This window comes from Butyrivibrio sp. AE2032, from assembly GCF_000702965.1.
The window spans coordinates 2,646,105-2,671,001 of sequence record NZ_JNLF01000003.1; the positions used below are offsets into that span (position 1 = coordinate 2,646,105).

Annotated in this window: 17 protein-coding genes; 15 read left to right on the forward strand and 2 right to left on the reverse strand. The window is 43.4% G+C overall.

The genetic code is table 11. The features are described 5' to 3' along the window. Positions 1 to 104: 104 nt before the first annotated feature. The 7 genes from BO18_RS13425 to BO18_RS13455 all read left to right on the forward strand — a co-directional run bounded on the left by BO18_RS13425 (position 105) and on the right by BO18_RS13455 (position 14,712). Positions 105 to 1,136, forward strand: coding sequence for an HD-GYP domain-containing protein (locus BO18_RS13425; RefSeq protein ID WP_034446775.1), 1,032 nt, complete (start codon positions 105 to 107; stop codon positions 1,134 to 1,136). A 3-nt stretch (positions 1,137 to 1,139) separates the two neighbouring features. Continuing rightward, entirely contained in the window at positions 1,140 to 1,934 is a 795-nt protein-coding gene (locus BO18_RS13430; RefSeq protein WP_034446776.1) for a response regulator, read from the forward strand. 48 nt (positions 1,935 to 1,982) lie between these two features. Beyond that, positions 1,983 to 5,480: a response regulator gene (locus BO18_RS32780; RefSeq protein WP_051688720.1), complete on the forward strand. Its 3,498-nt coding sequence runs from the start codon at positions 1,983 to 1,985 to the stop codon at positions 5,478 to 5,480. Positions 5,481 to 5,619: 139 nt separating this feature from the next. Further along, the gene (locus BO18_RS13440; protein WP_034446778.1) at positions 5,620 to 6,312 is read left to right on the forward strand and encodes an iron-sulfur cluster assembly scaffold protein; all 693 of its coding nucleotides are present in this window, start codon (positions 5,620 to 5,622) and stop codon (positions 6,310 to 6,312) included. Between the two features lie 25 nt (positions 6,313 to 6,337). After that, positions 6,338 to 7,357 (forward strand): GGGtGRT protein, encoded by a 1,020-nt coding sequence (locus tag BO18_RS13445; RefSeq protein ID WP_034446779.1) that lies wholly within the window; start codon positions 6,338 to 6,340, stop codon positions 7,355 to 7,357. Positions 7,358 to 7,592: 235 nt separating this feature from the next. After that, positions 7,593 to 8,432 (forward strand): GNAT family N-acetyltransferase, encoded by an 840-nt coding sequence (locus BO18_RS13450; protein WP_034446781.1) that lies wholly within the window; start codon positions 7,593 to 7,595, stop codon positions 8,430 to 8,432. A 46-nt stretch (positions 8,433 to 8,478) separates the two neighbouring features. Next, positions 8,479 to 14,712 (forward strand): hypothetical protein, encoded by a 6,234-nt coding sequence (locus BO18_RS13455; protein WP_034446782.1) that lies wholly within the window; start codon positions 8,479 to 8,481, stop codon positions 14,710 to 14,712. A gap of 69 nt (positions 14,713 to 14,781) precedes the next feature. Here the strand turns inward: BO18_RS13455 and BO18_RS13460 are convergent, their stop codons facing one another. Continuing rightward, positions 14,782 to 16,227: a sensor domain-containing diguanylate cyclase gene (locus BO18_RS13460; RefSeq protein WP_034446783.1), complete on the reverse strand. Its 1,446-nt coding sequence runs from the start codon at positions 16,225 to 16,227 to the stop codon at positions 14,782 to 14,784. A gap of 193 nt (positions 16,228 to 16,420) precedes the next feature. Between BO18_RS13460 and BO18_RS13465 the strand changes: the two genes are divergently transcribed. The 3 genes from BO18_RS13465 to BO18_RS13475 are packed head-to-tail and all read left to right on the forward strand — an operon-like array spanning position 16,421 to position 18,681. Beyond that, a complete protein-coding gene (locus tag BO18_RS13465; protein ID WP_034446785.1) occupies positions 16,421 to 16,864 on the forward strand; it encodes an NfeD family protein in 444 nt (147 codons plus the stop codon). Then, positions 16,865 to 17,782, forward strand: a complete 918-nt coding sequence (locus BO18_RS13470) for an SPFH domain-containing protein (protein WP_034446787.1) — start codon at positions 16,865 to 16,867, stop codon at positions 17,780 to 17,782. Beyond that, a complete protein-coding gene (locus BO18_RS13475; RefSeq protein ID WP_051688721.1) occupies positions 17,782 to 18,681 on the forward strand; it encodes a metallophosphoesterase family protein in 900 nt (299 codons plus the stop codon). The genes BO18_RS13470 and BO18_RS13475 overlap by 1 nt, the downstream gene beginning before the upstream one ends. Before the next feature lie 69 nt (positions 18,682 to 18,750). Here BO18_RS13475 and BO18_RS13480 read toward each other — a convergent pair whose 3' ends face one another. Then, positions 18,751 to 19,161 (reverse strand): hypothetical protein, encoded by a 411-nt coding sequence (locus BO18_RS13480; RefSeq protein ID WP_034446788.1) that lies wholly within the window; start codon positions 19,159 to 19,161, stop codon positions 18,751 to 18,753. Between the two features lie 274 nt (positions 19,162 to 19,435). On the opposite strand from BO18_RS13480, the gene BO18_RS13485 reads away from it, so the two are divergent. From BO18_RS13485 to BO18_RS13505, 5 genes are all read left to right on the forward strand, one after another. Next, positions 19,436 to 19,720 carry a co-chaperone GroES gene (locus BO18_RS13485; RefSeq protein ID WP_034446789.1) on the forward strand — a complete coding sequence of 95 codons (285 nt, stop codon included), beginning with the start codon at positions 19,436 to 19,438 and terminating at the stop codon, positions 19,718 to 19,720. Positions 19,721 to 19,906: 186 nt separating this feature from the next. Then, on the forward strand, positions 19,907 to 21,532 hold the full coding sequence (groL, locus tag BO18_RS13490) for a chaperonin GroEL (RefSeq protein ID WP_034446791.1): 1,626 nt from the start codon (positions 19,907 to 19,909) through the stop codon (positions 21,530 to 21,532). A gap of 238 nt (positions 21,533 to 21,770) precedes the next feature. Next, entirely contained in the window at positions 21,771 to 22,145 is a 375-nt protein-coding gene (locus tag BO18_RS13495; protein WP_034446793.1) for a YccF domain-containing protein, read from the forward strand. A gap of 134 nt (positions 22,146 to 22,279) precedes the next feature. Further along, positions 22,280 to 23,332 (forward strand): ABC transporter substrate-binding protein, encoded by a 1,053-nt coding sequence (locus tag BO18_RS13500; RefSeq protein WP_034446795.1) that lies wholly within the window; start codon positions 22,280 to 22,282, stop codon positions 23,330 to 23,332. 64 nt (positions 23,333 to 23,396) lie between these two features. Next, positions 23,397 to 24,896, forward strand: a complete 1,500-nt coding sequence (locus BO18_RS13505; RefSeq protein ID WP_034446797.1) for a sugar ABC transporter ATP-binding protein — start codon at positions 23,397 to 23,399, stop codon at positions 24,894 to 24,896. Position 24,897 lies beyond the last annotated feature (1 nt).

Genomic DNA, 24,897 nt, shown 5'->3' on the forward strand with positions numbered 1-24,897 from the left:
GCCCAAATCTCCAAAATGAAATGAGCCATCATCCAGTATTTGGTTGATAAGTGTACGTTTTTGAGATACGATTAATTAGACAAATTATGCTCTTGGAGGCGAAAATGAATCCACAGATTATAGTTGTAGACGATGACCCAATGATCTTAAAACGCGCATGGAACATACTTTCAGAAGCAGACATGAAGGTGGTGGCACTTAAATCAGGTGAACAGCTCCTTAAGCACATCGCGGATAATCCGGCACCGGACCTGATACTTCTTGATATCAGAATGCCCGAGATGGACGGCTTTGAAACCCTGGAAAAACTCCGTGCGATACAGAAAAAAGGCCAGGAGACTCCCGTAATCTTCCTTACAGCCAGTGAGGACGACGGAGCAGAAGAAAAGGGCCTTTCCATGGGAGCCATGGACTTTATCAAAAAGCCCTTCATTCCCGGTGTACTTAAGATAAGAGTCAGCCACGCAGTTGAGCTCATAAGGCTTCAAAGAAACCTTGAGCAGGAGGTTGGCGAAAAGACTAAGGAAAATGAACAGCTCTTTTTGGATGTGGTCGCATCCCTTGCAGATGCCATAGACGCCAAGGATACCTATACAAACGGTCATTCCAGAAGAGTTGCGGAATATTCAAAAGAGATTGCAAAAAGATATGGCTATGACGAGAAGAACCAGGACAACATTTACATGATGGGACTTCTCCACGATGTAGGAAAGATCGGTGTTCCGGACGAAGTGATAAATAAGCCCGGGCGTCTTACCGATGAAGAATTCGCAGCCATCAAAAAGCACCCGGCCATTGGCGCCAAAATCCTCGAGAACATAAAAGGCATGCCAGCCCTTGCTTCGGGAGCAAGATGGCATCATGAGAGGTTTGATGGCAGAGGCTATCCTGAAGGCATTAAAGGAAAAGAAATCCCGGAGCAGGCAAGGATCATTGCTGTAGCAGATGCCTATGATGCCATGACCAGTAACAGAAGCTACAGAGGAGCCCTTTCCCAGGAAAAGGTGAGAGAGCAGATAGAAAATGGTAAGGAATCCCAGTTCGATCCTGTCTTTGCAGATATCATGATCGCCATGATCGACGAGGATAAGGACTACAAAATGCATGATTCAAAGATTCATGGAACGGAGAGTTAATATATGAGATGCAAGATTCTAATCGTAAATAACGGAAAATCATTTCTTATAGACTCCATTCTTCAGGAGCTGGAGACCCCTACAATAACCTGCGTATGCACCGGATATGATGTGAAATCCATTGAGGCCCAGAAGGACTCCGTGGATATAGTTCTTTTGTTCGTGGGAGAATTCACTTCCGAGCTGGTGAAGACCATGGTATTCATAAAAGATATCTGTGCAGATGACTCCAAGACTCTTTACCTTGCAGGCTATGAGAATGAGATAGCCAAGGCAAAAGAGATAGTTCCTGCGAATCTTGTAAAGAAGGAGTTCTTCCGTCCCTTTGATACGAAGATCATAGTAAATGAGATGATCCTGGAAGCAAAGGAAGTCAACAGAAGACACCAGATGAAGGAAATCCTTCTGGTGGATGACGATGTAACTTTCCTTAAGATGGTGAAAAAATGGCTCTCTCACAAATACAATGTCACCGTAGTGAAATCCGGAATGCAGGCCATAAAGTACATAACCACCCACAGACCGGACCTCATCCTTATGGACTATGATATGCCCATAACTGACGGCTCCAAGGTCATGGAAATGATAAAGAGTGAGCCGGATTCTTCAGACATTCCGGTTATCTTCCTGACGGGCAAATCCGATAAAGAGACCGTCATGCAGGTCATGAGCCTTAAGCCCCAGGGGTACCTGTTAAAGACCATGGACAGAGAGAAAATCATTGAAGCCATCGATAAATACTTTGAAACTTCAAAATGGCAGAACGCGGTCAATGCATCGGAGCTTCGACTTTACTGACAAGTGTCTCAGGGAAAAGAGCTATTGGAACTATGAAGGAGAAACCCGATGAATGTCAGGAAACATTGTAAGAGCTTTGGCTTAAGCATGCTTATCTTGTGCGCCTGCCTTTTCTTTTCCGGCTTCATTGGCACTATAAAGGCTTATGCCACAACCGGCCATGAAAATGTTAAGGTGGGGTATTTTGAAAATGAGATCTTTCAGGAGGGCGCTGAGGAAGGCGCCGTCCGAAAAGGTTATGCCTACGAGTACTATCTGAAACTGTCCGAGTATACCGGATGGGAATATGAGTATGTGTTCGGCAGTTTTTCTGAGCTCTATCAGATGCTGCTGGACGGAGAAATAGATCTTTTGGCAGGTCTTGCCTATACTGACGAGAGGAAGGATATTGTGGGTTATCCCAAGCTCCCAATGGGAAGCGAAACCTACAATATGGTCAAACACGCCTCCGATGACAGTATCACCACATCCCCCGCATCTCTTGAAAATAAGAAGATCGCTGTCCTTGATAGCGCCATGGTCGGAGTCCTGAATGAATTTCTGGAAGACCATGACATAACTGCTATCGTAGAAAAATACCCATCCTATAAGGAAATGCTTGAGGACTTTGACAAGGGTAATACCGATGCCTTTGTGGCAGAAAGCGATGGCTCAGCCGACAGGCCAAATGCAGAGCTTTTGTATGCCTTTGGCTCTAATGACTACTATCTCTGCGTCAACGTAAAAAGACAGGATCTTCTTAAGGAGCTGGACGTGGCTCAGGAACAGCTCATGATCGAGGAGCCCAACTACATCAACTCCCTGAAGATCAAGTACTATCCTTCAAGCATTTCAAGCAGGTCTTTTTCTGATGATGAGAAGGAGTGGCTGTCAAAGCACAACGAATTAAGAATAGGATATCTTAGCAACTACCTTCCCTACAGCGATGTTGACGATGAGGGCCAGGCGACAGGTCTGGTAAAAGAGCTTGTTCCGCTGATGCTGGATGAGCTGGGAATCCAGGATCTTTCCGTCAACTACATGGCTTATGACAACTACGATGACATGATCAAGGCAATAGGGGCTGAGGAGATCGATGTGGCATTCCCTGTGGGCGGCGGACTATATTATTCCGAAGAGAACGATATATACCAGTCAAGCCCCGTTGTTTCTTCAAATACCATGATCATCTATGGGGGCGAATACAGCGCTGAGAAGCTGAAAAGCTTTGCGCTTAACGAAAACAACAGGATGCAGTACTACTTTGTAAAGTCCAATTATCCTGACGCTGAGACAACATATTACAAATCTATTTATGAATGTTTGGACGCAGTTCTTACCGGAAAGGTGGGCTGTACCACATTAAATGGCCTTCAGGCAAATGATATGTTGAAAAACCGCAGGTACAGAAACCTCAATATCAAGCAGCAAAGTGTCATGGATGACAGATGCTTTGGAGTTCATCTGGGAGATGCCGGGCTTTTAAAGCTCCTTAACAGGGCCCTGAACATTATTGGGACTGAGCAGACCCAGAACATGGCCTACAAATATGTGGATGGACTCTACAAGGATTCTTTCCTGGATAACCTTCAGGACAACATGTGGTTCGTGGTACTTATTATACTGGTGTTCCTGTTTGTTGTAGTTCTTTTCCTGCTTCGTGAGAACAGTGTATCAAGGAAAAGAGCTATTGAAAGGGAAGAGGCAGGAAAGGTTCTTGAGGAGAAAAACGCTCAGCTTGCTGAGGCGGTAAAAGAGGCTGAGGAAGCAAGTAAGGCTAAAGACTATTTCCTGTCCACCATGTCCCATGACATCAGAACTCCCATGAATTCTATTCTTAGCATGAACGAGATGGTAATGAGGGAGTGCGATAATGAAAACGTGCTGGAGTACTCTGGCCATATCAAGTCCTCCGGAAAGACCCTTCTTGGGCTTATCAATGATATCCTTGATTTTTCCAAGATCCAGGCGGGCAAGCTTGATATCATCCCGGTGGAATATGAAATGTCTTCCGTGCTCAATGACCTGGTGACTATGGCATCCGCCATGGCGGAGGAAAAAGGTCTTTTGTTTGAACTGAATGTAGACAGTGACCTTCCCAATTACCTTAAGGGCGATGAGACCCGTATCAAGCAGGCTGTGACCAACATCATCACCAATGCAGTCAAGTATACCAAGGAAGGAACCGTTACCTTTACCCTTGGATATGATAAGATTCCTGATGAACCAAACGCCGTAATCCTGAAGGTCAGCGTAAAAGACACGGGAGTTGGAATCAAGGAAGAGGAGATAGGAAAGCTCTTTGACGCCTTTGAGAGACTGGATAAAAAGAACAACAGAAACGTAGAAGGCACCGGACTTGGAATCACCATTACCCAAAGACTCCTTAATCTCATGGGAAGCTCTATGGAGGTAGAAAGTACCTACGGCGTAGGCTCAACCTTCAGCTTTGACCTAAAGCAGGAAGTCATTAAGTGGGACGGCGTTGGAGACTTCGAGGCAGCCTTTAGGAAGTCCATTACCGACAGAAAGAAATATAAGGAGAGATTCACTGCTCCCGATGCAAAGATCCTTGTAGTGGACGACACGCTAGTCAACCTTAAGGTGTTTTGCAACCTTCTTAAGCGCACAAATATGCAGATAGATGCGGCAGAGAGTGCTGATGAAGGTCTTGAGTTTACGCGGCAGAAAAAGTACGACCTCATTTTCTTTGACCACATGATGCCCTATAAGGACGGCATAGAGGCCCTTCAGGAGCTTAAGGCCGAAAAGGAAAATCCAAACCGCGAGACACCGATCATCTGCCTTACAGCCAATGCCATCAGCGGAATGCGGGAGATGTACTTAAATGCCGGCTTTGACGACTATGTTACAAAGCCCATTGATCCGGCAATCCTGGAAGAAGCCATAATCAAATATCTACCCAAGGATATTATCCTTTCACAAGAATCTTTTGAGGAAACCCGGGAAGAAGCGCAAGAACCAATAATTCCTGAATTTATGTACCAGATAGAGGGCCTGGACGTAGACGGCGCAGTTGGAAGACTTGGCAGTGAAGAGATATATCTTGAAACTGCTAAGACCTACCAGGAGACGGTGGATAAGACTGCTTCAGATATAGAAAAGTACTGGGAAAAGAAGAATATTCCAAATCTCACCACCAAGGTCCACGCCATAAAGAGTACATCAAGGATCATCGGTGCCATGGAGCTTGGAGATTTTGCCGAGGTTATGGAGGATGCAGGAAGAAATAATGATGAATCCTTCCTTTCTAAGAATATTCAGACTCTTTTAAATGATTATCGAAAGCTTGGAAAGAACTTAGAATCTCTGACGCTTGAACAAAGCAGCAGCGATAACGCAAGGCAGCTTTCCATAGAGGAGCTTCAGGGAATATATGAGCAGCTTCGAAAGGCCGTCGATAACGCTGATTACAACGTCATGGACGAATTGGCCGAAGCACTTTCGAATTGCAACGTTCCCGAGAGTGAGGCAGGCAGGGTAAAAGAGATAGTAAGAGCAATTTCAGACTTCGATTACGACGACGTTCTTTCCTATGTAAAATAAGTGTTAAATTTATATCTAACTTGTTGAAAAGTCAGTAGATTTATGCAAGAATAGGTAGTGGCACGGCGGCTAACGTGCTAAATATCCGTGAGTGAGTAATTTTATCCAATTACTTTACAATACGAAAGGAGATTTTCACATGATTTACTCAACAGAGGTAAAAAATATGTGTCCCGTAACACAAGGGGTACATCATGGCGCTGCTCCCATTCCTGAAGAGGCAAAGTGGGTTCAGTCCAAAGAAGTAAAGGACATTTCCGGCTATACACATGGTATCGGCTGGTGTGCTCCTCAGCAGGGTTGCTGTAAGCTTTCACTTAACGTTAAGGATGGAATCATTCAGGAGGCACTGGTTGAGACAATCGGATGTTCAGGAATGACTCATTCAGCTGCTATGGCAGCAGAAATCCTTCCAGGTCTTACAGTTCTTGAAGCTCTGAACACTGACCTTGTGTGTGACGCTATCAACACAGCTATGAGAGAGCTTTTCCTTCAGATTGCATATGGTAGAACACAGTCTGCATTCTCAGAGGGTGGACTTCAGATCGGTGCAGGTCTTGAGGATCTTGGTAAGGGCGCTCGTTCAATGGTTGGTACAACCTATGGAACACTTGACAAGGGACCTCGTTATCTTGAGCTTACTGATGGTTACATCACAGACGTTGCTCTTGATGAGAACGATGAGATCATTGGATATAAGTATGTTAACTTCGGCAAGATGATGGACTTCATCAAGGCTGGTGACGATGCTAACACAGCATTTGATAAGGCTAAGGGACAGTATGGTCGTGTAGCAGACGCTGCAAGATGCATCGATCCTAGAAAACAGTAATTAAGGTGAGAAGGAGGAAATAATAATGGCTTTATTTGAATCATATGAAAGAAGAGAGCCCCAGATCCTGGCTTGCCTTAAGGAATATGGGATTTCTTCTATCGAAGAGTGTAAAGATATTACAATGGCAGCAGGCATTGATGTATACAGCCTCATCGAGGGCATTCAGCCTATCTGCTTTGAGAATGCTAAGTGGGCTTACACAGTAGGTGCTGCTATCGCGATCAAGAAGAACTGCAGAAAGGCTTCTGAGGCAGCTGCAGCTATCGGTATCGGACTTCAGGCTTTCTGTATCCCTGGATCAGTTGCTGATCGTCGTAAGGTTGGTCTTGGCCATGGTAACCTTGGCAAGATGCTTCTTGAAGAGGACACAGAGTGCTTCGCATTCCTTGCTGGTCACGAGTCATTCGCAGCAGCCGAGGGTGCTATCGGTATCGCAGAGAAGGCTAACAAGGTTCGTCAGAAACCTCTTAGAGTTATCCTTAACGGTCTTGGAAAAGACGCTGCTCAGATCATTTCCCGTATCAACGGTTTCACTTTCGTAGAGACAGAGTACGACTACTTCACAGGTGAAGTTAAGGAAGTTTCAAGAAAGTGCTATTCAAAGGATGCAAATTCACCTCGTGCAAAGGTTAACTGCTACGGCGCTAACGATGTACAGGAAGGTGTTGCTATCATGTGGAAGGAGAACGTTGACGTATCTATCACAGGTAACTCAACCAATCCTACAAGATTCCAGCATCCTGTAGCTGGTACTTACAAGAAGGAGCGTACTGAGGCTGGTAAGAAGTACTTCTCAGTTGCTTCAGGTGGTGGTACAGGTCGTACACTTCATCCAGATAACATGGCAGCAGGCCCAGCTTCTTATGGTATGACAGATACTATGGGACGTATGCACTCAGATGCTCAGTTCGCTGGTTCTTCATCAGTTCCTGCTCACGTTGAGATGATGGGTCTTATCGGCGCTGGTAACAACCCTATGGTTGGTATGACTGTTTCTACAGCCGTTTCAATCGAAGAGGCTGCAAAGGCTGGTAAGTTTTGACCTTGATCACTTGACGAGGTAATGTCGAGTCTAGTGAGCAAGGCCGTTCGGGCGAGCACCTGTGGTGCGAGAGCCGAACTTCCTTGATCAACTGGTATACACATCATATAATAGGCTGTCACGATTGTGGCAGCCTTATTTTTTATGTTTTTTTAACACATAAAAATTCGGAATTGTGTGATAATTGATAGTGAGGCAGTGTAAATATTCCACAATTTTATGGAAGGAGATCAGCATGAAGATTACCCCAATCACAAAGGAAAACCTGGATATGTTTCAGGGCTTTATCACGGATATTGATGCGCAGCTGATACAGGAGGATATGGAAATCCTGCCCCTGGGACTTGTGGCAGATGACCTTCAGGAGGGGAAAAATCTGGCTGCCGGGGCAATATGTCTCAGGCCCGATGACTATGAGCTTAAGATTACTTCCTTCTACGTTTCTAAGGACTATAGGGGGAAAGGCGGTGGAAAATTCCTTTTAGATGAAGCTAAGCGCCTCTTTGGAAACGAGGGTATGGAATTTGATATAGAGTTCCTTATATATGGAAAAGAGGAAGAGGGGCTTGCCCTGTTCCTTGAGAAATATGGCTTTGCTTATGCGGATCCTGAGTACGAGGTTGCCTGTGTGACAGTGGCTGACCTGGAAAAAACAAAGCTATATGACAAGCCTGGAAAAGGTGAGAAGTTCTCTAACATCCCGGAAAAGCTCTTTAACATTTCTCAGAGCGAAGCAGCTAAAAACGGAGCAATCCTGCCGGTGGACGGACTTAAGTCTGAAAGAATAGAAAAGGATATCAGCGTTGGCATTGTGAATGGTGATATCATTGAAGCCTTTGTAGTCTTTGAGAAGCTTTCAGATAAGGTGCTTCTCCTATCTTCATTCTATACTAAGGACGATAATAGTATAGCGTTACTGCATGTTTTGGAGAAGAGCGCAAACCTGATTTTGGATAAATATTCCGGCGTGGCTAGAATTTTAATTCAGCCGGTCAATGATATTGGAATTAAACTTACAGAAAGCGTGTTTGAAGATGCAAATATCATTTCCTGCCGATACAGTTACTTCGTATAAAGGTTTGGAGAGAGTTGTGTATGAGCATTAGAAAGGAGCTTATCAGATGAGCGATTATCTTAGCCCGGAACAGAAAATGAAGGTCATTGAGAGTCTTGAGAAGAAGCAGGCCACAAAAGAGACAATTGATAAGAAAATTTTAGATAAGAGTAAAGAGGTACAGGACTCCTGGGATAAAAATACCTATGAATTTCATAAGAAGACCTTTGAAGAGGGGTATTATTCCAAGTGGAAAGCTAATGGAAAATACGACTATAAGACTCTTCTTAAAAGAATAGACGATGTAAAGATAGATGAGGCATTAAAGGGACAATTTGAAAACCAGCTCCAGCCCGGAGAGAGGTTCTTCTGGAAATCCAGACACAATGAGCGCAAAAAGATCGAGGAATATAAAAGATTAAACGGAACGGAGGAGGTTAATTTTAATAAGAACACCGTCCGTGAAATGGCAGCTCTGGATAAGTATAGCGAATATCATAATGACTACTTCATAACAAGAAATCACCAGAAAAGGCACTATAATGATTACGTAAAATGTGACATTGATGCCGCTGGTACTTTTCAGGAAAAATGGATCAGCAATATCAACGTACAGAGTAAAAAGTTTGGAAAATTCTTTGGCTCTATCACAGGTTCTTTGGCTGCCATAAAGAGCTCTGTAATTGACGGGCTTTTTGGCGCAGGTGAAAAGCACAAAGTGCTTTCCAGAAAGAACGAGCTGGATATCGGACTTCGTCCTTTCTTTTCCATGACTAAAAAGACTCTTTTCTGGAAGAGACAGGTAGGGCGCCTTGGAACAGAGACTCAGGAAGAGAAAGATGATGGTTCTGAGTACAACAAGAGGATCTTAAAGCAATATACAGAAGGTAATGCTAACCAAAGAAAAGATGTAATGGATGAGCTGTCTCAGAAACTCATTACTTTTAATATTGAGCCCAATATGCTTACAAATAAGTACATGGCCAAGAACATGCTTAAGATGCAAAGGTATACTGACATGCTCACAGGCTTTGTTGAGCTTATCAAGTATAACCCTGAGTATCTGGATACTACAAATTCAGAGGCTGCTCATACTTCCCCTGAGAGAGCTGCTCTTATAAAGAGCCGCATTATTCTCATGCAACCCATAATGACTAATTTCATGGCAAGGCATGCCAAGTATTTTGGTTACAAGAAGGAAGACGGGATTAAGGGTCTTAATCACGTAAACGGGTTGAAGTCCGGCTTTAAAAATGAAGATGAATATAATGCTTTTGTAAAGGAAACCTGGTCTCAGATAAAACAGGCATATAATTCAACCGCTGATTTCTTTGATGACATGGCAGACTATAAGATGGCTTCTGCGCTGAAGGTTCAGGAGCAGCTTGCTGAGCAAAACAGGCGACTTAGAAATGAAAATCTTCATGATAAGACCAAGGACGACAGCGTATATAAGATCAAATACGATGCGGACGGAGAATTATCGAAAAAGCTAATGGCCCTTCGCCACAAGATTTCTTCAAATCCATATATTTATGAGATATATGGTAGTGACCTTGAGAGGTTGTTTGGAAAGTACGATGAGATGATAAGGCGTCTTGATGAAGTTAAGGCCAGAGCATCATCAATAGGCGGACTTAAAGAAACTGCTCTTTCTGTCAAATTCAAAGGCGTTGAAAACTTTGGAGAGATGTGGAATACATATCTTGAAAAAGAAATTGTCAGAATGGATTCTGAGCAGAAGATCCTTGATCAGCAGATGGAAAACTATGAGAAGGCCATAGATTACCTTGTCGGACAGAAGCTCGATGAAAAGAACTTCAATCTTTCCGAACCTAATGAGGTAGTACTTAATGTGTTTAAGTTTGAAGGCATGAATCATATCCTGGAGCTGAAAAAAGCCTTTGAGTACAATGATCTTTTCTATAAGAATCTGGAATACTATGACTTCGATAAGTATACAGATCTTACCGATAAGGAAGGCAAAAAGATTGAGATCAAGGACCTCTGGACTCAGTACAATTTCACAATTCTTAAGCGTGGAATGGATAGAGCACGTCTTGTTAACAGGCTTGTGGATGGCAAGACTGTTGTTGATATAAACGATCCATCCAAGCTTAATAATATAGAAAAGCGCCAGCTGTGCAAGGACAAGTTTCAGGAAGCAGCTAAGAAGAAAGAAGATTATAAGGTTAGTATTGATACTATTCTTTCAACTGATATTGGAGAGCTGACAGAAAAGTATAAGCTGGTCAACGAGATGGATATTACAAAGGATATTACTTATCAGCTTTACTTTGAAGTAGAGAGTATAGCTAATATAGCTAAAGCTCTTGATGAAGATCCATCAGGTGCTACAGTGGAAGGATATGATAAGTTAAAGCTCAGCCAGAAGGATGAGCTGAAGATTCGCTGCAGCCTTTTCAGGGACTACTTCAATCGCTGGCAAGGACAGATATACTATACCATGTCTGAGGCCTACGAATACCTCGGTGATATCCCTAATATGCAGGGTAACAATGAAATCATTGAGGGAATAGGCAAGCAGTACCGTAAGAAGAAACTTGAAGAGATAAGCGATAAGATCTATCAGAAATATGAAGACCTGGAAAGTCAGGAGGAAAAACAGCAGGAGAATCAGGGGGAAAACCAGCAGGAGAATCAGCAGGGAAACCAGGCCGACCAAAAGAAAAATGTAAAAATAGACGAGGAAATGAAGAGAAAGATTGGTGAACTGTCTGACTTCTTCTATGGCATGGCCATTGCAAATGACTACGATGCCAAAGCTATAGAGATGTTTGGCAAGGACGCTTATGAAGCATATAAGGCCAAATACAATGCCTTGAAACTCAGGCAGCAGATCATGAAGGTTTATGCTGCGGACTTTGATGAGATGGTGGAGAAAGGCTACATAAAGGGCACCGAGGAAGAGAGAAAGGCATATTTAAACCGTGTTGAAACAGCTATTTCCTTAAAGAGTGAAGTTGAAAAGTACTACAATAAGCAGCTTAAGGATCCTAATAAGCCTGCACTGAATCCAAAGGCAGGTGATGAAGAAAAGGCAAAATACGTATACACTCATTACCAGAGGGCCATGGATATTATCAGTAAGTTCAAGGGCGATTATCTGGATGAAAAGAACCTTTTGGCAAATATGGGAAGTATTCTTTCAGACTTGGATTACTGCCTGGATACCTTTAACATGGGAAATAAAAATGATGGTGAGGGCTGGTATCTCGTGCAAAAGTACGGATATCTTAAGGAAGAAAATAGAAAGGATGTAGAAAGAGCTACTCTCATCCTTACCTCTATGACTGATCTTGTTCATGCTACTCTTGCTGATTATGGAATTAACAATATATCATCCTATGTTGGCATTACCTTCAGAGATACATGCAAGAAAACCCGTCTGCGCAATAATCCAAAATATAAGGAGGAGTTCCTGGAGGCTGACAGGAAGAAAGCGGAGTTCCTCAAGGAAGAGAATAAAAAGAATAAGGAAGATGATAAGCTGGAAGAAGAGCTGAAGGTTATTGAGAAGCTCTACAAGGAAGAAGAGAAGAAGAACCTTGAACTTCAGAGAAAGGAAGGTTCTTTCGAGAGTTTGAGCGAAGAACAGAAGAAGAACTATGTGATCAAGGGCAGAGATGTTGAAGGAAAGGTCTTTATTGCCAAGCGTAAGAATAAATATGAGGAACAGTATGCAAGACTTCTTAGTATGAGAAGGACCTTTAAGGATACTATACATTCTGTAAATGTTATGTATGATCTGACCATTGGCGTGGCAGAGAGTAAGCTTGAACTTGAGGAAAAACTTGAGGATGGAGCAAAGATTGACTACATCATCAAGGAAAAACAGGAAGCCCGCCAGAAGATTGAAGAAGCTAATACTGTTGAACCTGCTACGCAGTACAGAAACTTTGTGGAAGAGCTGTTCAGGTATCTTCATAAAAAGTATAGTGACGCAGAACTCATGGATCCAAATAAAGTAAAGAAAGCTCTTAAAGGAGCATCAGATGCATGGTTCTTCCAGCTTTCAGCAGGTGCAAGAAGAGAGGCTCTGGTTCGCCTTAATGAGTATAAAAAGGATAAGGGTTCCATGAACGACTACTTTATCTGGAAGAATACTCAGGAAACTAACGAGAATCTGGCAGAGAGAGCTAAACCATTTGGACAGGATAATTTCATTAAGAACAATATAACCACCATCAGAAAGATCATGGACACAATTGCCGAGGCAAATGCATGTGTCAATGATATGCAGACACCGGAATTTTTGGATATCCTCAAGGAAGACCTGGAAGTCAAAGGTATTGATGAAAGACAGTTCATGTTCCTGCTTCGGAAACATAACGTGGGTATATCCGGTCTTGGCAACAACGTTAAGGATGCATTTAAGGCTCATATGAATAAAGTAGATGTTCACAAGTACATGAAAGTGGACACTAAGATGGACTTCCTTGTGGGAGCTGCCAGGGATGTTCTGGCTGAGCGTAAGGAGCTTGATCCATTTAATATCAATGAGAAATACATCCTGGAGCATTTTGAAGAATGCTATTTTACTGCTAACAAGATGGTTGCTTTCCAGCAGCTTTACTATGGCGAGTATGAGAGCTTCAAGGAGATGATAAAGTCCGGCGGAGAAAATGCTAAGCTGGCTAAGCAGGTACAGACATTATTTGACAAGGGACACGGAGAAGCCTATGCCCTTTACTATAATACTGTCATGGCTGTGGCGAATAAGTACGGTGTTTCTGCAAACGGAGCTCTTAACTTCGGACTTAAAGTTGAGGATGTTGAGAAACTAGGTGTTGAAGGCAAGAGTGATCCTGAGATAACCAAGAAAGTAGCTGCTAACCTTAAGGATGCAGACAAGAGAACAGAAGACAGCATAAAAGCCATTAATAATTCCTATAAGATTAACAAGATGGCTATGATAATTGAAGATGCCATGGCCAATTCTCTTGCAGGCATTGAGATCGACGAGAAAAAGGATGATGAGAAACTTGGAGATGACCTCAAGAAGTTCTATGAGGAGCACTCACTGGCTTATCAGGGCGCTATGAACTTTGTCATTTACATCAGGAATAACGAGCAGAATCCTAAGAAAGTTCTTTACACCAAACGTCACTCAGATTATCCTCAGGGCATGTTCCTGATGGCAAAGGATATGCCATGTGTGGAAGAGGCGGATATGCTAAAGAACCTTGATGTGGCTACCAACTTTAAGAATCTGTTTGCCCGTGATGAGAGAAATATTGGCAAAAACCTTAGTGTAATTGACGAGGATAAGTGTAAGAGAGTTATGGATCGCCTTACTAAGATGGGCCTTGTTGGAACCGGTAAGATTGGTGAAGATACTGCAAGGAAAAAACCTATCATAGATGATTCATATATCGATGAGAACTTCAGCCGTGAGTTCTTTGAGGATATGATCAACGCCCAGAATTTCTGTATGATGTTTGAGCGCAATGATGATTTCCTGAATCTTGTTGGCTACGAAGAACAGGTCAAGAAGGCAAAAGTTGACCAGAAGAATGTCAATGAGATCTATAAGAAGACCCGTAAGGGTGAGAAGAAGGCCGATATTCAGATAGGAATCTACCAGCAGGAAATTAGTGAAATAAACGATGCCGTAGAAAGGCTGAAATTAGTCAGAGCAGACGCAGAAAAGAAAGGTGACCAGGCAACAGTTGAGAAGATAAATGCCCAGATCGTTAAAATGTCAGACAAAACTTCTGACTCTTTTGGACAGTTCCTTAAATGGGATGATGAGAAGGAAAGTAAAAAGGCGCAGGCAGGTACTCTCAAGAACCATTACTCCATTAAGTACGCCGATCTTTTGACAGACAGCAAGGTTAAAACTTTGAAGAAGCTCAGCGAGATATTCTCTAACAAGAACAACAGATATGTCATCTCAACCTATGTTGATTACTTCCAGTCATATCTTCTTAAGAATGGTATAAAGGTTGACGGATCCTTTGCTAATTGTGAGATATATGATGACATTCTGACTAACCGCGCAATTTACAATGAAGAGGACGTTAAGACTGATCGTTCCATCAGCGTAAAAGAGGCTTTGGAGGTCGGAGAGGATGCTACTCAATTCCTGGATGAGAACCTGAAAAAGACATATGAATTAAGACTTGAGAATATCAAAAAGGGAACTTATCAGAAGGATTACAAGAGCCGCGTAGAAAAGGAAAAGCAACTGGCAAAAGAAGAAAAGAAAGCAAAAGAAGCTGAGGCTAAGGCGATGGAAGCCGAGAAAAAAGCAGCAAAGAAAAAGGGTAAAAAATAAGTAATAAAAACTTCCGGTGGAACCTGTTGGGAACCACCGGAAGTTATTTTTTGTTGGGAAATGATATTATCAACGTCTCTTTTCCGGATACTTTTCGTAGAAGGAGTTCTTATCTTTATACATGGCTTCGTCGGCATATCTCATGGCAAGACGGAGATTTCCACTGCTTTCGTCGTGATAGTAGCCTATGGCGAAATACATCCATTCCGGATCGCTGGCTCTTTTCCTGGTCTCCTCGATCTTTTCTTCGAAGCGCTTCTTGCTGTCGAAGGAGATGATAACGAACTCGTCGCCACCGGCTCGGTAGATCTTGTCGCCTGCAAAGATCTCTTTTAACAGGGCAGCAGAGTAAACAAGGAGCTTATCACCCTGATCGTGTCCGCCGTTATCGTTGATGGTCTTAAGCCCGTTCAGATCGAAGAAACCAACGTTGAAGGGTTTTGGATTAAACTCAAGCTTAAGGGAAAGTTCATCTACATTTACGTTCATGCAGTTACGGTTATAGACGCCGGTGAGCATGTCCACGTTGCTGAGGTACTCAAGCCTTTGGAGGAAGAGATGGTTTGCAACTTCTGAGGATAGGAAGTAGGCAACAAGCTCAATGGTTTCCTTCACGCGGATAAGGTGATCTGTGTCAAAGTTCGTGATATACAGATATCCGATTATCTCGCCCTGATGAATGAAGGGTACCAGAACCAGGGCAGTTACGTTGTTTTCACGAAGTGTAGCAACCCATTCGGGAGCTTTGGATTCGATGAACTGCATATCAGCTTCGTCTTTTATGATTATGCTGTTGGTCTCTTTTACAAGCTTTTCCCAGCTTTCAACAATCTCATATGGGAAATGAGAAAAGATCTCTTTGATGTCAAGAACGTCGTTTTCTACGGAGCCGCTGATCACTTCAAAACTTCTGAAGTCTTTGTCTATAGTGACTATGCTGGCAGCAAAGCTTTGGGTGTATTCCCGAAGGTCTGCAGTAACGGCTTCCATGCTTTCTTCAAATGCGTTTTCATTTCTAAGTTCAAGGCAGGACTTAATGACAAAGCTTGCAATGTCAGGGGAGACAGAAGCAAACTTTCCTGAGTCCATTTCCTTGTTCAGGGTGTACATAAACTGACAGTAGGCTATGTTTGGATCATCAGTTTCTCCAGCTACGGGAAGGAGAATATCCTGGGTCCAGAAGCCGTACATCCTGGTGGTATCAACGTAGGTGTTTATATATTCCTTTTTCCATGCCGCTCTGAAGCACACATCCTCAAAGTTTGGTTCCTTTGGGAGATGAGCTGTGTAGAGCTGTCCTTCAATGGCCTCTTGAAACCTGTCGTAATCAGGCTTCTCGCCTTCTGCGCTAGCTGCAAACAGATTGTAATAATTACTTTTGAAAATCTCATTTATGGCGTAGAAACGAATCTCGCCGCAGTTTCCGTCAGGCTTTTTTTCAACCGACAGGACACTGCAGGCAATTGGAGACAGTTCAGCGCTTTGTTTTAATAATTCGTAGGTCAGTTTAGCCATATTTTTTCCACCTGTTATTATATATGCCCCAAAAAGAACGACATCACGATAATATTTGTACTATTATATATTATCACATCAGAGCCGTTAAATCTTGAATTGATGCCCATTTTAATTATGAAAATCTTATTAAAACTCTGCTTTCGATAACCTGCCTGGTGCGTTATAATAAACATCATAAGGAGGAGCGTGTATGGATATCTCAATTTCTATTATCTGGCTGGTTGTCACAGTTATCCTGTCTGTAATTGAAATTTTCACCATGGGCCTTGTTACCATCTGGTTCGCTGCCGGTGCTGCAGTAGCTTTTTTGCTGTCACTGTTTGATGCACCGATCGTGGTTCAGGTTGTGGCTTTTCTTGTGGTTTCCATAGTTGTACTGGTCCTTGTAAGGCCCATTGCAGCTAAACATTTCAATAACAGACTAAAGAAGACCAATATTGACGCATATATTGGCAGGAAACTGATAGCTAAGACTGAAATAGACAATCTTCATGGAACCGGAAAGGTAGATATGGACGGATCCACATGGCTGGCAGTTTCCAGCATGGACAACGTAGTTATCCCTGCAGGAAGTGAAGTCAAAGTTGTTGAAGTTAGAGGCGCAAAGCTTATTGTTGAAAGGGAGGACATTTAAATGGCAGGCATCATAGTAGCAGTATTCATCGTTTTACTTATCATTCTTTTGGCAACAAATATCAAGATCGTACCACAGGCACATTCCTATGTAGTTGAGGAACTTGGTGCATATAAGGAGACCTGGGATGTTGGTCTTCACTTTAAGATTCCTTTTATTGACAGAGTAGCAAGACAGGTGGACCTTAAGGAGCAGTACTGTGACTTCCCACCTCAGCCTGTTATCACACAGGATAACGTAACAATGCAGATTGACTCCATCGTATTCTTCAGAATTTCTGATCCAAAGGCTTATGCATACGGAGTAAGAAATCCTATCGGAGCTATTGAAAACCTTACAGCTACAACACTTCGTAACGTCATCGGTTCACTTACACTGGATGAGACCCTTACATCCAGAGATCAGATCAACGCACAGATGCAGGATGCACTGGATATTGCAACTGATCCATGGGGTATCAAGATCACCAGAGTAGAGCTTAAGAACATCAATCCTCCTGAGCAGATCCGTGATGCCATGGAGAAGCAGATGAAGGCTGAGCGTGAAAAGAGAGAGAAGATTCTTTTCGCAGAAGGTGAGAAGCAGAGCCAGATCACAGTTGCAGAAGGTGAGAAGCAGTCCAAGATCCTTCAGGCTGAGGCTGACAAGGCAGCAACGATCCTTAGAGCTGAAGCTGAGAGAGAGAAGAGGATCCGCGAGGCTGAAGGTCAGGCTGAAGCTATCAAGAGTATCCAGAAGGCTAATGCTGAGGGTATTACAATGCTTAAGGAAGCCGGAGCTGATGAGTCAGTTCTTACCCTTAAGAGCTTAGAGGCCTTTGAGAAGGCATCAAACGGACAGGCTACCAAGATTATCGTTCCTTCAAACATTCAGGGAATTGCAGGCCTGGCTGAATCTATCAAAGAGATCGTGAAATAATGAGTCTGGATTTTGCAGTTTTTTCTGATATACATGGAAACCATACGGCGCTTCAGGCGTGCATCGACTACGCTGTGGGAAAGGGCATTACGAACTTTGTTCTTTTGGGGGACTACGTTACGGACTGCCCTAACCCTCAAAAGACAATGGAGCTTATCTACGTTCTGAAGCAGTACTTTAATACCTATATTATCCGTGGTAACAGGGAAGAATATCTTTTGAATTATAGGAAGTCCGGGGCAGGGAACTGGAAAAAGGGCTCTGCCAGCGGAACTCTTCTCTATACCTATGAGAACCTGACGGAGAAGGATTTTGCTTTCTTTGAATCCCTTCCCAATTACGGGATCTACAAGGAAAAGGGATTTCCCGGGTTCGAGTATTGCCATGGATCGCCTACCGATACCAATGAGCTTCTTTTTAAGGAAAAGAGAAATACCAAGAGGGTACTTTCTCACCTGAAGACGGGGGTTCTTCTGCACGGCCACACCCATATACAGGGGACCTACGTTTACAGAGGTAAAAAGGCCGTTAATCCAGGATCTGTAGGGATCCCATGGTACAACGAGGGCAAGGCTCAGTTCTGTATCCTTCATGGGGATGGCAGGAACTGGGAAGAGGAGTACATTCAGCTGGACTACAACAGAAAAGAAATACTCCGTGAATTCAAGCACTCGGATGTATGTACCATGGCTCCTGCCTGGGCAGCTGTCACCATGCATACCATAAGGACCGGAGTGGATCTTAACCAGACGGTGCTTCTTAGAGCTATGAGACTTTGTGAGCAGGAGAGAGGCTATGTAAGATGGCCTGACATTCCTGAGAAATACTGGGCTATAGCCCTGAAGGAGAATAACATAGATCTTCACGGGAAAGAAATCCCTAAAGAAGAAAGTGAATAATGGACAACGCAAAGCCCTGCGGGAACTGATCCTTGGACCTTTTCCTGCAGGGCTTCGCTAATTATGAAGTTAGATTGTCGTATCTATCGTAGGAGTGCTTGCTGCGTCTGTTGCAGCTGTGTCATCCGTCTTTTTCTGTTCTTTTGCCTTGGCCAGGATCTCTGACTTGGTGTACACACCGGAATTCTTAATATTACTGATGTGGCTATCCAAAAAGTCTGTTTTCCTGGTTGTAGACTTCTTAGAAGTGCCGGTGACATTTCCGGTTGTAGTACTGCTTGAAGTATCTGCAGCAGTAGTAGTGGAACCTGTTTCCTGATAAGCCTTTAAAGCTGCGCTATTACCTACTTTTTTAACGTAGGACTTCATTAATGTACCGTAAGCACCGCTCTTGATCTGGTTGTAATCACCATAAAGGCTGCTCATGCTGCTGTTGAGATCGAATTTACCATTCAGGCTGCTGAATAAATCTACGCTCACCTTATCACCTCCTTGATAGGTTGTCTGCATAAAATGCAAACGCCGAAACGTCCATGTAACGGCTTTCGAAATTCATACTTTCCTAGGGTCATTATGATATATATGCTCAGGATATTCAATTTACTGAGTATTAAAAAATTATTAAATAATAATATACTTGAATGCGGCGGAAAAAGGTGATAATATATGTTCTTGGAGGTTAGCACTCAACTATCAAGAGTGCTAACAAGTCAAAAAAGTTTATTCAAGATATTACATAAAGGAGGCATTTGTAATGAAGTTAGTACCACTTGCAGACAGAGTTGTATTAAAGCAGCTTGAGGCAGAAGAGACTACCAAATCAGGAATCGTTCTTCCAGGAGCTGAGAAGGAGAAGCCACAGCAGGCTGAGGTTATCGCTGTAGGACCCGGCGGAGTAGTAGATGGCAAGGAAGTTAAGATGGAAGTTAAGAAGGGTGACAATGTCATCTATTCAAAGTATTCAGGAACAGAGGTTAAGCTTGATGATGTAACTTACATCATTGTTAAGCAGAGCGACATTCTTGCAATCATAAAATGAGTGATATAGCAGACAGAAGTCACACCATTACGTGCTTGCACAAGTAATGGTGTGACCTCGGGATGCGAACATACATGAGGAAGTAGGCATATGTGCCGGATTCCGAATGTATGTAGGATTGCGAGAGTGAAGCGGAGCAATCCGTATATCACTCTAAACACTATAAATGAATCGGAGGAAATTAAAATGGCAAAGACAATTAAGTACGGCGCTGACGCCCGCACAGCTATGGTAGAAGGCGTTAATAAGCTTGCTGATACAGTAAGAGTAACACTTGGACCTAAAGGAAGAAACGTAGTTCTTGATAAGAGCTATGGCGCTCCTACAATCACAAACGACGGTGTTACAATCGCAAAGGAGATCGAGCTTGAGGATTCTTACGAGAACATGGGAGCTCAGCTTGTTAAGGAAGTTGCTACAAAGACTAACGATGTAGCAGGTGATGGAACAACTACAGCTACAGTTCTTGCACAGGCTATGATCAATGAGGGTGTTAAGAACCTGGCTGCAGGCGCTAACCCAATCGTACTCAGAAAAGGTATGAAGAAGGCTACAGATAAGGCTGTTGAGTCAATCGGCAAGATGGCTACAAAGGTTAAGGGCAAGGAGCAGATCATGAGAGTTGCTGCCGTATCATCAGGTGATGATGAGGTTGGTCAGATGATCGCTGATGCTATGGAGAAGGTTTCTAACGATGGTGTTATCACAATCGAAGAGTCCAAGACAATGCAGACAGAGCTTGACCTTGTAGAAGGAATGCAGTTCGACAGAGGTTACATCTCAGCATACATGGCAACAGATATGGATAAGATGGAGGCTGCTTTAGAGGATCCATTCATCCTTATTACAGATAAGAAGATCTCTAACATCCAGGATATCCTTCCTCTTCTTGAGCAGATCGTTAAGACAGGTTCTAAGCTCCTTATCATCGCTGAGGATGTTGACGGTGAGGCTCTTACAACTCTTATCGTTAACAAGCTCCGTGGAACCTTCAACGTAGTAGCTGTTAAGGCTCCTGGTTACGGTGACAGAAGAAAGGCTATGCTTGAGGATATCGCTATCCTTACAGGTGGTAAGGTTATTTCTTCAGATCTTGGCCTTGAGCTTAAGGATACAACAATGGATGACCTTGGAAGAGCTAAGAGCGTAAAGGTTGAGAAGGAAAAGACAACTATTGTTGATGGCCTTGGAAACAAGAAAGAGATCCAGGCAAGAGTTGCTCAGATCAAGAAGCAGATTGAGGATACAACATCAGATTTCGATAGAGAGAAGCTTCAGGAGAGACTTGCTAAGCTTGCTGGCGGTGTTGCAGTTATCAGAGTTGGTGCTGCTACAGAGACAGAGATGAAGGAAGCTAAGTACAGAATGGAAGACGCTCTCAACGCTACAAGAGCAGCAGTTGAAGAGGGTATCATCTTCGGTGGTGGATCAGCTTACATCCACGCAGCTAAGGAAGTTGAGAAGCTTGCTGGAACACTTGAGGGAGATGAGAAGACAGGAGCTAACGTAGTTCTTAAGGCTCTTGAGGCACCTCTTTTCCACATCGCAGCTAACGCTGGTCTTGACGGATCTGTTATCGTTAACAAGGTTAAAGAGAGCAAGGCAGGCGTAGGCTTCAACGCATACACAGAGCAGTATGTAGACATGGTTAAGGACGGAATCATCGATCCTGCCAAGGTTACAAGATCAGCTCTTCAGAACGCTACATCAGTAGCTTCAAGCTTCCTTACAACTGAGGCAGCTGTAGCTACAATCAAGGAGCCAGTTCCTCCTATGCCAGCAGGCGGCGCAGGAATGGGCGGAATGATGTAAGCGATAACGAGCCAAGCGTCCGAGCAAAATAATAAGCAAAGCCACGTGAGTGGTTTCAAAAACAAAGAGACAGTCCTTTCAAGCTTGCTTGAAAAGGGCTGTTTCTTTGCTTTTTGAAATAGTCGCTGTATAAGCGAAAACGAATTTATAATTTGTTTATAAATTCAGTACGCCAACGTGATAAAATCTTCGTATAAACAGTATGAATAAAAAGAAAACCTTAATGGGGGGAAAAGTTATGAGAATACTTGGAAACATTTTATGGATCATCTTTGGAGGCTTTTTAAGTGCCCTTGGCTTTTGGATCGCCGGATTAATATGGTGCATCACCGTAATTGGAATTCCTGTCGGCTTACAGTGCTTTAAGCTTTCCTCTATTTCGCTCAATCCCTTCGGAAAAGAAATAGAAGACGAGGGTGGAGCCGGTTCCTTCCTGCTGAACCTTATCTGGATCATCTTCTTTGGATGGGAGCTTGCCCTTGGAAATGCAATTATGGGAATTATCCTTTGCATTACGATCATTGGAATACCTTTTGGAAAGCAGTTCTTTAAGATCGCTCAGGTAGCTCTTTTCCCATTCGGAAAGAAAGTTGTAAGAAAACACGTATTATAAAGCAGAACCTGTCAGTATAAAAAAGTGAAAAAACAGAATATCTGAGTGTAAAGACCCATAAGGGGCCTGAATAATATACTTCCTTTAGATCAATCGTTTACAGCAAACGAAACATTTAAAGGAGGTATTTTTTTATGAGAAAAAGTTTTCTGGCGATGACAATGGTGGCAACACTGAGCCTTGGCCTTTTTACAGGCTGTGGATCAGCACCACAGGAGGGGGCAAGTACAGAGGCGCAGGAACAGACTGCAGCTGTAGTTGTTGAAAAGGCAGAGGAGCCTGTAGCAACAGCAGCTAAGCCTGCTAACGAAAAACTCGTAGTTGGCTTTGCGCAGATCGGACAGGAATCAGGATGGCGTGACGGAGAGACCAATGATATTCAGTGGTACGCAGCACAGCATACAGACACCATCGACCTGGTATTTGCAGATGCTCAGCAGAAGCAGGAGAACCAGATCAAGGCAATCCGTAACTTCATCGACATGGGTGTTGATGTAATCGCATTCCCACCTGTAGTTGAGACCGGATGGGAAGCAGTTCTTACAGAGTGTAAGGAAGCAGGAATCCCTGTAATCCTGGTTGACAGAGGAGTTGATCAGTCATGTGCAGACCTTTATGCTACACAGATCTCTTCAGACATGGTTTGGGAAGGACAGCAGGCAGCTGATATCGTTGGGGATCTTCTTGGTGGAAAAGGTAAGGTTGTAGAGCTTGAGGGTACAGTTGGTGCATCTGCAGCAAATGGAAGAAAAGAAGGCTTTGACGGCGAGCTTAAATCAAAGTACCCCGATATTGAGATCGTTGCTTCTCAGACCGGTGACTTCACAAGAGCTCTTGGTAAGGAAGTAATGGAGTCCTTCCTTAAGTCCTATGATGACATTGATGCTGTTTTTGCACACAACGACGACATGGCTCTTGGCGCAATTGAGGCTATCAAAGAAGCAGGCAAGAAGCCTGGCGTTGATATCAAGGTTGTTGGCTGCGACGGCGTAAAGGGTGCTTTCGAAGCAATGGTTGCTGGTGAGATGAACGGAACAGTTGAGTGCAATCCTTGTCTTGCAGGACAGATCTTCGATGCAGCAGCGAAGCTTAAGGCTGGCGAGAGCGTTGATAAGTGGATCGTTTCAAATGATGGTGTATTCACTCAAAAGGACGCTGAAGCAGAGCTTCCAAACAGAACATACTGATAAATAAATCAAAACATCTCGGGCGGGGCTTTTGGTTATGGCCCTGCCCGTTTCAGGAGAAGCTATGGGGAAAAGAGATATTCTGTACATGACAGATATTTGCAAGACCTTTCCGGGTGTCAAAGCCCTGGATCATGTGAGGTTTGGGCTTAGGGAAGGCGAGATCCACTCTCTTTTAGGAGAAAACGGCGCCGGTAAATCTACACTTATAAAGGTTCTTACGGGGGTGGAACAGAAAGACTTTGGGACCATCATGATGGATGGAAAAGAGATATCGCCCCAAAGTCCCATTGATGCACAAAATTCCGGTATAAGTACTGTTTATCAGGAGGTTAACCTTTGTCCTGATCTTTCCGTTGCCGAGAATGTTTTTATTGGCCGTGAGCCAAAAAAAGGAAGACACATTGACTGGAAGAAAGTAAATGAGAGAACCAGAGAAATACTAAAGGACTTTGACCTTGATATAAACGTGGAGGAGAGGCTTGATAATTATCCGGTGGCAATCCAGCAGATGATAGCCATAGCAAGGGCAGTGGATGTAAATGCCAAGGTATTGATACTTGATGAACCAACCTCAAGTCTTTCTGCCCAGGAGGTTAAAAAGCTCTTTGACATAATGAGGATGCTTAGAGACAGAGGCCTGGGAATTGTTTTCGTAACCCACTTTCTGGATCAGGTCTATGAGGTTTCCGACAGGATAACTGTACTTAGGAACGGAACCTTTGTAGGTACCTATGATGCAGATAAGCTTCCTATGCTGGAACTGGTGGGAAAAATGATCGGTAAGGATTATGACTCTTTGGAGGCAATTCCCAAGCTTACCAATACCGGAAAAGAATATAAGGAACTCCTTCGGATAGAAGATGGTACAACTGGGGAGATCTCAGGAATAAATGTCAGTATAGGCGAGGGTGAGGTTACAGGCTTTTCCGGACTTTTAGGTTCCGGAAGAAGCGAGCTTGCAAGGCTCATCTTTGGCGCAGATAAGAAAACTAAAGGAAAGACCTTTATAAAGGGCAAGGAAAAGGATATAAGAAATCCTCTTGATGCCATCAAGAATGATATAGCCTTTTGCCCTGAGGACAGAAAGAAGGAAGGAATCGTAGGAGATCTGACCATCAGGGAGAATATAACCATCGCTCTTCAGTCCAAGAGAGGACTTCTTCATAAGATTTCAAGAAAAGAGGCTGATGAGATTACAGAAAAGCTCATCAAAGATTTGGCTATAAAGACTCCGTCAGCAGATCAGAAGATAAAAAATCTGTCTGGAGGAAATCAGCAAAAGGTGCTTTTGGCCAGGTGGCTTGCCACTGATCCTGACCTGCTTATTCTTGATGAGCCTACAAGAGGTATAGATATTGGTGCCAAGGCAGAGATCCAGAAGATAGTGGTAGATCTGGCCAGCAAGGGGATGAGCTGTATATTCATATCCTCTGAGCTTGAGGAAATGGAAAGATGCTGCAGTAAGATGTTTGTCCTTAATGACAAAAAGATAGTGGGACAGCTTTCCGGAGAGGAGATAAGTCAGAGCGCCATAATGAAGCAGATTGCGGGGGAAGAATGAG